At 59.4% G+C, this 424-nt stretch carries 1 protein-coding gene; it reads right to left on the bottom strand.

Features of this window, described 5'->3' with window-relative positions; translation table 11 throughout:
- Positions 1-46 precede the first annotated feature (46 nt).
- Positions 47-355, bottom strand: coding sequence for a hypothetical protein (locus B0W88_RS32325; protein WP_077038463.1), 309 nt, complete (start codon positions 353-355; stop codon positions 47-49).
- Between the last annotated feature and the right edge of the window lie 69 nt (positions 356-424).

Here is a 424-nt window from a genome sequence, read left to right as displayed (position 1 = left end):
ACGATTGCGTTCAGCCGCGCCGTTAGGCGTCGGCTGGAACTGCGGGTTAGGCTCTGATCTTGGCCGGCGCATCGTGCTTAGCCATGTAGTTGGCATAGTTGCCGAAGTGCCGTTGCCGGCCCAAGTAGTGAGGGTATCGCTCGTAGTGCCAGCGGCAAGCGCCAAGAAACTCCGAGAGATCTACGCCACGCTCTGTCGCCAACCGCTCAAGCTGATAAGTGGCCTCCATCAACTCGGCGCACTCTTGCTCGTTCGCGCTGTTGTGGCCGTAGAGAACACCGGCGGGCAGCTCATGCAACGTGTACTCAAGGTAACGGTGCAAGTGCGTGTACTCGTCGTCGGTCGGTGTCTTCATCGCGGAATGCAAAAGAGTCTAACGATTGCGTTCAGCCGCGCCGTTAGGCGTCGGCTGGAACTGCGGGTT

The organism is Pelomonas sp. KK5 (assembly GCF_001984095.1).
Classification (GTDB): Bacteria; Pseudomonadota; Gammaproteobacteria; order Burkholderiales; family Burkholderiaceae_C; genus KK5.
This window is presented reverse-complemented; position numbering and strand designations above follow the sequence as displayed.